Source organism: Flavihumibacter sp. CACIAM 22H1, from assembly GCF_001601815.1.
Taxonomy (GTDB): Bacteria; Bacteroidota; Bacteroidia; order Chitinophagales; family Chitinophagaceae; genus Flavihumibacter.
The window spans coordinates 1-10,032 of the sequence record NZ_LUKG01000074.1 but is presented as its reverse complement, the minus strand read 5'-3'; the positions used below and the strand labels follow the sequence as shown (position 1 = coordinate 10,032).

Annotated in this window: 5 protein-coding genes; 1 reads left to right on the top strand and 4 read right to left on the bottom strand. The window is 46.6% G+C overall.

What is annotated here, in order from left to right; genetic code table 11:
- On the top strand, nucleotides 1-989 hold a 989-nt coding region (locus A1D16_RS17015), incomplete at its 5' end, for a DUF1343 domain-containing protein (RefSeq protein WP_290711698.1).
- A 20-nt stretch (nucleotides 990-1,009) separates the two neighbouring features.
- Here A1D16_RS17015 and A1D16_RS17010 read toward each other — a convergent pair.
- The 4 genes from A1D16_RS17010 to A1D16_RS16995 form a co-directional block, all read right to left on the bottom strand.
- Nucleotides 1,010-2,512, bottom strand: a complete 1,503-nt coding sequence (locus A1D16_RS17010) for a glycoside hydrolase family 43 protein (protein WP_290711696.1) — start codon at nucleotides 2,510-2,512, stop codon at nucleotides 1,010-1,012.
- A gap of 63 nt (nucleotides 2,513-2,575) precedes the next feature.
- Nucleotides 2,576-4,591 carry a heavy metal translocating P-type ATPase gene (locus tag A1D16_RS17005; RefSeq protein ID WP_290711694.1) on the bottom strand — a complete coding sequence of 672 codons (2,016 nt, stop codon included), beginning with the start codon at nucleotides 4,589-4,591 and terminating at the stop codon, nucleotides 2,576-2,578.
- Between the two features lie 44 nt (nucleotides 4,592-4,635).
- Entirely contained in the window at nucleotides 4,636-5,832 is a 1,197-nt protein-coding gene (locus tag A1D16_RS17000; protein WP_290711693.1) for an efflux RND transporter periplasmic adaptor subunit, read from the bottom strand.
- 10 nt (nucleotides 5,833-5,842) lie between these two features.
- On the bottom strand, nucleotides 5,843-10,032 hold a 4,190-nt coding region (locus tag A1D16_RS16995), incomplete at its 5' end, for a CusA/CzcA family heavy metal efflux RND transporter (protein ID WP_290711691.1).

The window sequence follows — 10,032 nt, the reverse complement described above, 5'->3', positions numbered from 1 at the left end:
ACGGCTTACTGGCTACCGGTGCCGATGGAGCAAGGCAACCCGATGGAGTGGATAACCTCACCCATCTTCCCATTACCAGTTTATACGGTCAAAAGATGGCACCTGCTGCCAATGACCTGGCCGACCTGGACGGGGTATTGTTTGATATTCCTGATGTCGGCTGTCGTTTTTATACCTATTTGTGGACCTTAACCCTGGTAATGGAAGTATGTGCCCGGGAGCAAAAAAAACTGCTGGTACTGGATCGGCCCAACCCAATTGGCGGAGACCTGAATCTTGCTGAAGGCCCCTGGCTCGATGAAAAACTTTGTAGTTCTTTTATCGGGCGATGGTCAATTCCTGTACGGCATTCCTGTACACTCGGTGAGCTGGCGCTTTATTTTGCTGCAAAGCGCCTGCCCGAACTTGCCCTGGAAATAGTGCCGGTAAATGGTTGGAGTCGGAAACTAATGCCTGCTGCAGCAGGGTGGTTGTTCCATCCTACATCGCCGGCAATACGGGATATTGAAACGGCTCTTCTCTACCCGGGCACCGGCTTACTGGAAGGGGTGTTTGTCAATGAAGGAAGAGGTACGGATCGCCCGTTTACCAAATTGGGCGCACCCTGGCTGCAAGGAGCCATGCTGGCTGATGCCTTCAATTCAGCTGCTTTGCCGGGTGTGTATGCTAAGCCGGTGGCCTATACGCCGGAGGAAGGGGTATATGAACAGCAAAATTGTGGTGGTATTCAATTGCAAGTTATTAAGGAGGAAATTTTTCGCCCGGTACAGACAGGTATAGCTATTATCCGCTTGTTGCACCAGTTGTTTCCACTTCAGTTAAAAGAGCGGCAGTATTATACGGCCGCAAATCCTTCAGGAAGCAGGCATCTTGATAAATTATTAGGGATTCCGGATGCCTATCAGCAGCTCATCAGCGGAAACCCGGTAAACCTGGCAATTGAAGAAGCCTGGCAGGAACGTATCCAACCTTATTTGCTCTATTCCTGATTACAGTTCTTTAGGACTGGTTATTCGAGCCTGAATTCTTTGAAAACAGCCCATGCGCCGCTTGCTCCCCAAATATGCAGCCCAGGGCGCGGACTACGATCCCATTGCGGAAGAAAATCAGCGGAAACTGCTTGCTGAACAACCAGTTCCTGCCAGCTGTCCACACCTGTTTTATAGTAAAAACGGCAGGTATGATTGGTATCCACTACCAGTTTCAGTTCGCATATCCCTTCATATTGTAGCTGGGCTGTTTGCAGCACGCTGCGCTTATTTTCAGCTACTTTCCAAACCTGTACCTGGTTGCCTATGATACCGATGCCCAGTGCCGCGCCTGCATCGCCGTAATATACAAGTCCTTGTAAGGCCGTTGTTTTCGCGGCAAGTTTCGTGTAAAGGCTAAAATCGGCGGTAGCAGGACGCACGGTTAACACAATGCCCGTTTGATTACCTGGAATAACGGTTCCGCCTAAGCGTAATTCTCCCTTGGTTTGCTGAATATACGGATTACTGTGCCGCCAATCCCACTGCCAATACAGGCCCGGTTTATCGCCCTTGAAAAAATCCTGCAGGGGCGCTCGGGTTGCCCCTGCCGAACTGGTTACGGGTTGTTCAAAACGGGGCCAGCCAGTTGGCTCCGGCCAGGAAAGCTTGGCTAACAAGGCCTGCCTGCCGGTATATAGGGAAGATTCTTTGTGGTAGGCATGGTAGAGGTAATAGTATGCACCTTTTTTATCAAAAATAAAGGTTCCGTGTCCGGAACATTTCCAGGTTGGGTTTTCCTGCAGAACAGGGTTTTTGTCGTAACGTTCGTAGGGGCCTCGGAAATTCTTTGCGCGGGCCACCCGTACATTGTAATCACAGTGTATTCCGCAGCAGCTACCTGCTGAGTAAAACAGGTAATAATACCCGTCTTTTTGAATAAAACTTTGGCCTTCCAGGCCAATGCCGGTTTCGTCTTTCAGAAGACTGAAAACTTCTCCTTCCGTTTTAAGTCCATCGGCCGATAGTTTTTTAGCGAGTAATTCAATGGGTCGTTTATCCAACCCATAGGCTTTGAAACTAATATAACGGTGGCCCTTGTCTTCCACGATGAAGGCATCTATGGCTTCCTTGCCAAAATCGAGCAGGACGCCTTTATCAATGAAACCCCGGTCGGGGTAATCAGACACGGCAACGCCGATACAGGAAACATGGTCCTTTTTTCTTCGGGCCGTGTAATAGATGTAATAGCGCCCATTCATAAAATAATATTCAGGGGCCCAGAAAGAACCAATTGTCCAGTCAGGTGCCTTGTCAAAAACATATCCAACCTGTTCCCATTGCTCCAGGTTACCCGACCGGTAAATGGGAAAATGAGGGGCCCATTCAGAGGACGTACCTACTGCATAATAGAATTTTCCATCGCTGATAACAGAAGGATCGGCAAAATCACCCGGAATAACCGCGGAAATGGTTTGTTGTGCTTTTGCAGGTAAGCAGGTAATCAACAAGAGGAAAAAAAATGGTAGCAAGCTGTTTTTCATGAAAGCAATAATAAAACATTCCGCAGAGTTTGCTGGCGCGCAGTAGAACAATTGGTAGCCATTTTACTCGTTAAACGGTGTTATTCGTTGAATGCGTACGGCATTCAGGATAGCAATTAATGCAACCCCCACATCAGCAAATACAGCTTCCCACATCGTAGCCAGTCCACCTGCGCCAAGTAGCAAAACGATGCCTTTTACAACAAATGCGAGTGTGATATTTTGCCAAACGATTTTTTTGGTTCTTTTACCGATACTGATAGCAATAGGTATTTTCGATGGTTTATCGTCCTGGATAACAATATCTGCTGTTTCAATAGTGGCATCACTTCCAAGCCCGCCCATGGCAATGCCCACGTCGCTTAAGGCCACAACAGGGGCATCGTTGACCCCGTCTCCCACAAAGGCAACTATTTCGTTCTGTGCTTTTAATTGCTTTACCTTGTTTACTTTGTCTTCCGGCAACAGATCTCCGTAGGCCTGGTCAATACCTAATTGGGAGGCTACATATTTTACCACGGTGGATTTATCTCCACTTAACATGGTAAGTTTCACGTTCAGCGCATGCAACTGTTCAATCGTCTTCCTGGCGTCTTCCTTAATGCGGTCTGCAATGGTAATATAACCTGCAAAACCCCCCTCAACAGCCACTGCAATGCTGGTGTAAACGATGGAGCCGGGGTCTATATCATAACCTATGCCGAACTTGTCCAGGAGTTTGAAATTACCCACTAATAGTTCCTTCCCGTTTACGGTACCCTTTAAACCATGCCCGGCTATTTCCGCTACATTTTCCAGTTGTATGGTTGTATCAATTTTTCCCACATAGGAATGAATGGCTGTAGCTACGGGATGGGTACTCTGACTTTCCAGCGCATTAACAAGCTTAAGGGTCTGCTGCTTATCAAAAGCTGGGTGGAAAACCACTTCCTCTACTGTAAACACGCCTTCGGTAAGCGTACCTGTTTTATCCATAACAACCTGTTGGGTAGCCGCCATCGTATCCAGAAAATTACTTCCTTTAATTAAAATTCCATTTCGGCTGGCTGCTCCGATTCCACCGAAATAACCAAGCGGAATAGAAATGACGAGGGCACAAGGGCAGGAGATTACCAGGAATATCAAGGCCCTGTAAAGCCAGTCATTAAAGATGTAATGGTGCACGAAGAAGTAGGGGAGCAGGCAAATGCCGATTGCCAAGAAAACTACGATGGGTGTATATATTTTTGCAAATTTCCTTATAAAAAGTTCGGTCGGTGCTTTTTGAGCAGCAGCGTTTTGTACTAATTCAAGGATTTTGCTAAGCTTGCTATCAGAATAAGCGGTCGTTACCTGAACGCGGGCAACGGTATTCAGGTTAATCATACCTGCTAAAACTGTTTCGCCCTTATTTTTTGTATCGGGTGTGCTTTCGCCCGTCAAAGCTGCTGTATTAAAGGAGGCATTTTCTGTTAACAGTTCTCCATCGAGTCCTAATTTTTCGCCCGGTTTTAATAGAATAATATCGCCGATCCTGGCATCGGCTGCTTTAATAGTACTTGCTTTATTATCTCTTACAAGGGTAACTTCATCGGGTCGTTGATCTAACAACGCTTTAATATTTGTTTTTGCCCTTGATACGGCAAGTGTCTGGAAAACCTCCCCAACAGAATAGAACAGCATTACGGCTACTGCTTCGGGATATTCTCCAATGAAAAATGCGCCGATGGTGGCAATACTCATGAGCAAAAATTCGGAAAACAGCTCTCCGTTGGTGATGCTTTTTACGGCGTCAATAATAACGGTTAAGCCAACTATGCCATAGGCTGTAATGTACCAGGCAAATCGGAATAAACCCTTAAACCAATCCTGGGGTAACCAGTTGTCAAATGTGATGGCAGTTAACAAAAGCAACAGTGAAATGATCGGCGGAAGAAACATCCTGAGTGGTCCGTTTTCCATAGCACTATGGTCATGTCCATCGTTGTTGGTATGTTTTTCCCTGACCAGTGCTGCCGCGCCGGCATTGGTATAAACTTTATCTGTTTGCGTACAGCAAAGCTGCTTTCCCTCTGCACTGTAGGTATGTTTGTGTTCCATAGTTTTTAGTTTAATAGGTAGGATGTCGTTTAGTGGGGGTGTTTCTAATGTCCATGGCCATCTTCCTCCGAACTATTCATTTTTGCTAATACAAAAAATGCGCCTTTTGTAACGATGCGTGATTCCGGGGCAACGGGTTTTAGCAGTGTTATCTGCGTGTAGCCTACTTCAGAAACCCCTTTGGCTACCGGTATTTTTTGAAACCGCATTTCTTTTTCGGTCTGACCAGGTTCATCCGATACGATGAAAATAAAGTCCTGTCCCTGGGAATTCACAATAGCATCATTGGGAACGGCTGGCGTAGCCACTTTATCCAAGCTAATGAGGGCGGTGATAGACATGCCGTCTATCAGACCGGTTTTCTCGCCTTTAACGCGTGCATGTACGCTAATAGCTTTGCTTTCGTCTTCGAAGGAAGATCCTAGGGAAAAAATTTCTGCGTCGTATTCTTTACCCGGATTATTGGTTAGGGTAAAATGGATGGGTTGGTTATTTCGTATTTTGGGAAGATCCTTTTCATAGACAAATAAATCGAGGTGAAGCTGGCTGTTGTCAACAATTTCTGCTACCGGTGTGTTCAGGTCGACATAACTGCCCATTTTAACCGAAACACTGCTAACAACCCCCTGGATAGGAGACCTGATCGATACGACCGCTATCAGTTTTCCGTTTGACAGTGAAGAGGGCGTTATGCCCATTAACTGAATCTGCTGTGCCAGGGCAAGTTTGCTGGTGGTAAGTGCGTTGAGATCTGCTGCTGCTTTTTGAAGATTTTTTAAGGCACCGGCATTCCCTTCCGACAGTTCTTTTTGGCGGTTTAATTCCTGTTCAGCCAGGATAATGCGAGGGGTTATCGACAGGTATTCTTCCTGCACGCGAATAAAATCGGGGTTGGCGATGGTGGCGATCAGCTGTCCTTTTTTTACGGTATTACCTGGCTGAATCAGTAATGACCTTACCACTCCGCTATACAGGCTGTTAATCAGGGCCTTGTTTTGATTAGGTACCCGCAGGCTGCCATTTGCCCGAACGAAATTTGTAAGCTCCTTTTGTTCGATAAAACCTGTTTCAAGCCCGATGCTTTTTATTTGTGCCGCTGTAAAGTGTACCGTGTTGGGCTCTTCTACGGGTTCTTCCGGAGCGTTCTTGTGTGAAACGGATTGGTTATTTTGGCAGCCCTGCAATATCAATAGAAGGCCTATTAAGGGATAGGTGAACAGGATTTTTTTAAGTAAGCGCATGGTGTAAATTTTATTGTTGGCTATAGTAGGAGAATTGGATAACTGACTGATTAAACGCATTCAGGCTTTCAAGGTAATTCCGTTGTATATCGATGGCCTGGGTCAGGAATTGGGAGAGTTCGGCAAAGCTGATTTCACCGGCACGGTAGGCGAGTGATGCTGCCTTAATTATTTCGTTGGCCTGGCGTAAACCGGAAGATTCGTAAAATGAAAGCAGGGCTTTATTTTTTTCTACATCTTTTCGGGCCTGTATCCAACCGGTAGAGAAGAGCTGGCGCTGGTAGGCATATTGTTGTTCCCTTAGGGCCGTTTCTGCCTGGGCCACGGCAATTTTTTTCCTGGTTGCGCCGGCTCTGAAGAGGGGAAAAGAGGCTACTAAAGAAAAGCCGGTAAAGGGGTTGCTTAGTCCATATAACCGTTGGCTAAAGAAACGGCCCGAAAATTCAGGTCGGTTTTCATTTCGCACCACCTGTGTACTGGCATTGGCAATGGCAATTTGTTGTAATTGCAGGGCAAGGACAGGGTGTGCAGAATCGGGAGGCGATTCGGTATAGGTTAATTTATCCAATGCACGGTTTTCTGATAAATAGGGTACCGTTGTATTTACCAGCTGCATCAACTGATGTTGTTGCATACTGATCTCCTGGTTGGTTTGGGTGATGAGGGCCTGCAGTTCGCGCAGTCGAACATCTGCGGCAATACTATCCAAGCCGGGACTATCGCCTGTTTTTACTTTAAGCACTGCGGCGGCGCTAAGAGACCGGTAGATGCTATCCAGCCGATGGTAGAGCTTTTGTTTTTCTTCCAGGTACCAGAGCTGGTAATAAACGGATCGGATCGTTTTTTTCAGTTCCGCATCCAATACCGCAGTCGTGCTCCTGAAATAATTGACTTGTTCGCCGAATAGTTTTTTTTGAGCACGGTATAAACCTGGCCAGGCAATGCCCTGTGAAATACCGATTTTAAGAATGCCCTTTTGGTCGCTGGGGCGCAGGTCTTCGTTTTCTACAAATACCCCTGTTTTAGGAAGTGCCCCGGCTGTAGCAACCAGGGTCTGTTCCTTACGTATTTGGAGGTTATTGATGTCGTATTGCAGGTTCTGCCTGGTTGAGTCCAGCAGTTCCTGGATATTGATGCGGGTGCCCGCTGGTGGTTGTGCCGAAGTGTATAGGGAACTGAACAGAAGAGCCGTTAGTAACAGGGTCGGGGACACTGTTTTGGCAGGTCTTGTTCTTTTCCTGGTAAAACTGATATAGAGCAGTGGTAATACAAATAAAGTGAGAAAAGTAGCCGTTACAAGTCCTCCTATAACCACCGTGGCCAATGGCTTTTGCACTTCGGCACCTGAGCCGTTGGAAAGCGCCATGGGTATAAATCCCAGAGATGCTACCGTGGCGGTCATTAAAACTGGCCGTAAACGTGTTTTGGTGCCTTCGATTACCCGTTCGAATAGGTTTGTAATGCCTTCTTTTTCCAACTGGTTAAAGGTGCTGATAAGTACAATGCCGTTTAATACGGCAACGCCAAACAAGGCAATAAATCCTACACCGGCAGAAATGCTAAAGGGCATATCTCTCCACAGTAAAGCAAACACGCCCCCGATGGCGCTCATGGGGATGGCGGTATAAATTAACAAGGCTTCTTTCATAGAGCGGAAGGTGATATACAGGAGCATAAATATGAGAGCTAGTGCAATGGGTACTGCTATTTGCAGCCGGGCCGACGCTTTCTGCAGGTTTTCGAAAGTGCCTCCGTAGGTATAATAGTAACCAGTCGGCAAGAGATTGGCATCCTGTAGCTTTTGTTGCAGTTCTTCTACAACGGATTCCACATCGCGGTTGTTGAGATTAAATCCAAGTACGATCCGGCGTTTTCCTGCTTCCCGGCTAATTTGTGCGGGTCCTTCCCGAAAGCTTACCGAGGCTACTTGTGACAGGGGGATTTGGCGATTATCGGGTGTTGTTACGAATAAGTTGCTTACATCGTCTATGGATTGCCGATTGTTACTATCGAGCCGCACTACCAGGTCAAATTTCCGTTCATTCTCGAATACCACGCCGGCAGCCTGTCCGGCAAATGCCGTACTTATGGTACGGTTAATGTCATCGATATTCATTCCATACGCCGCAATCCTGGCCCGGTCGTAGGCAATGGTAATTTGCGGTAAACCGGTGGTTCGTTCTATCTGAGGTGCTGTGGTTCCTGTAACGGATTGAATTATTTTGCTGACTTTACCGGCCAGTGCGGCCAATGTATCGATGTTTTCGCCAACTATTTTTACGGCTACATCCTGCCGTATACCGGTCATTAATTCATTGAATCGCATTTGGATAGGTTGGTTCGCTTCAAAAAATACGCCCGGTATTTGTTCCAGTTTTTCCTGTATCCGTTCGGCTAGTTCATTGTAGTCTTTCGTAGTAGTCCACTCTTTCAGAGGTTTAAGCACTACCATAAGATCAGATGCTTCCGGAGGCATGGGGTCGGTAGGTACTTCGGCAGATCCTGTTTTACCTACTACCATTTTTACTTCCGGGAAGGATTTGATAATCCGGCTTGCCTGCATAGAGGTTTCAATGCTTTGAGAAAGAGAACTGCCTTGAGGAAGTATGCAGTGAAATGCATAATCGCCTTCCCGCAACTGCGGTATAAATTCTCCGCCCATACGGGTAAATAATAGGAACGCGATCCCGAATAGCAGTACCGTAAAGCTGATAATTGCAGTCCTAAACCGAAATGTCTTTTTTAAGAGGGGTGTATAGATGCCCTGGAGTAGATCCATCATTTTATCGGAAATTGTACGCTTGGTTGGTAGATTTTTGGGGAGTACCAATGCCGACATCATTGGTATATAGGTCACTGATAAAATCAATGCACCCAGTAGGGCAAAGCTTACTGTTTGTGCCATAGGACGGAACATTTTTCCCTCAATGCCAACCAGGGTAAGGATGGGGATATAAACAATCATAATAATGATTTCTCCGAAAGCGGCGCTGTTTCGGATTTTTGAGGCAGATTGATAAACTTCTTGGTCCATTTGGGCCTGCGTTAACCGGCCGCCTGTTTTACGAAGTGCCAAATGGTGCAGGGTAACTTCCACCATTATTACAGCGCCGTCTACAATTAATCCGAAATCAATAGCTCCGAGGCTCATCAGGTTTGCGCTTACGCCAAAAGCCTGCATCATTCCCAGGGCAAACAACAGGGATAAGGGAATGGCAGAAGCTACGATAAGTCCGGCGCGCAGATTCCCCAGGAACAGGACCAATACAAAAACAACAATAAGCGCACCCTCCAGCAAATTGGTTTTTACGGTACTGATGGCCCGATCTACCAACTGGGTACGATCCAAATAAGGTTCAATGACAATATCATGGGGCAAGGAATTTTGGATGGTGCTAATTTTTTCTTTGACCTGCTTAACTACAGCTGCGCTGTTGGAGCCTTTAAGCATCATCACTATACCGCCTACTACCTCCTTTTCCCCATTGTAGGTAACGGCTCCGTACCGTATGGCGGAGCCGAACTGTACGGTGGCCAGGTCTTTAATCAGCACCGGAATACCGCTTACATTTTTGATAACCACATTTCTTATATCTTCCAGGGAGGAAACAAGACCAATGCCTCTGATAAAGTAAGCGTTTGGTTTTTTATCGATATAAGCGCCGCCTGTATTGGCATTGTTTTTTTCCAGGGCTGTAAAAACCTCGCTCATCGTAATATTCATGCCTTTTAGCCGGTCGGGGTTCAGGGCTACTTCGTACTGTTTCAGTAATCCGCCAAAACTGTTAACTTCTGCAATACCGGGGGTTCCGTATAATTGACGGGCAACTATCCAATCCTGCATAGTTCGGAGGTCCATGGCACTGTATTTATCTTCCGCGCCTTTTTTTGGATGCAGCACATATTGATACACTTCGCCCAGGCCTGTACTAACGGGTGCCAGTTCAGGCGTTCCGATTCCTTTCGGGATTTTTTCTACCGCTTCTTTCAGTTTTTCTCCGATTAACTGCCGGGCAAAGTAGATATCTACCTGGTCTGCAAATACAACGGTTATAACGGAGAGGCCAAACCGAGAAATAGAACGCATTTCTTCCAGGTTTGGCAGGTTGGCCAGGCTTTGTTCAATCGGGTAGGTCACTAACTGCTCAGTTTCCTGTGCAGCCAGCGTGGGTGTACGGGTAATAATCTGAACCTGGTTAT

What these genes read in the sequence shown, in the direction of transcription:
- A1D16_RS17000 (WP_290711693.1), bottom strand. Translation starts at nt 5,832, where the DNA reads ATGCGCTTACTTAAAAAAATCCTGTTCACCTATCCCTTAATAGGCCTT.
- A1D16_RS17005 (WP_290711694.1), bottom strand. Translation starts at nt 4,591, where the DNA reads ATGGAACACAAACATACCTACAGTGCAGAGGGAAAGCAGCTTTGCTGT.
- A1D16_RS17010 (WP_290711696.1), bottom strand. Translation starts at nt 2,512, where the DNA reads ATGAAAAACAGCTTGCTACCATTTTTTTTCCTCTTGTTGATTACCTGC.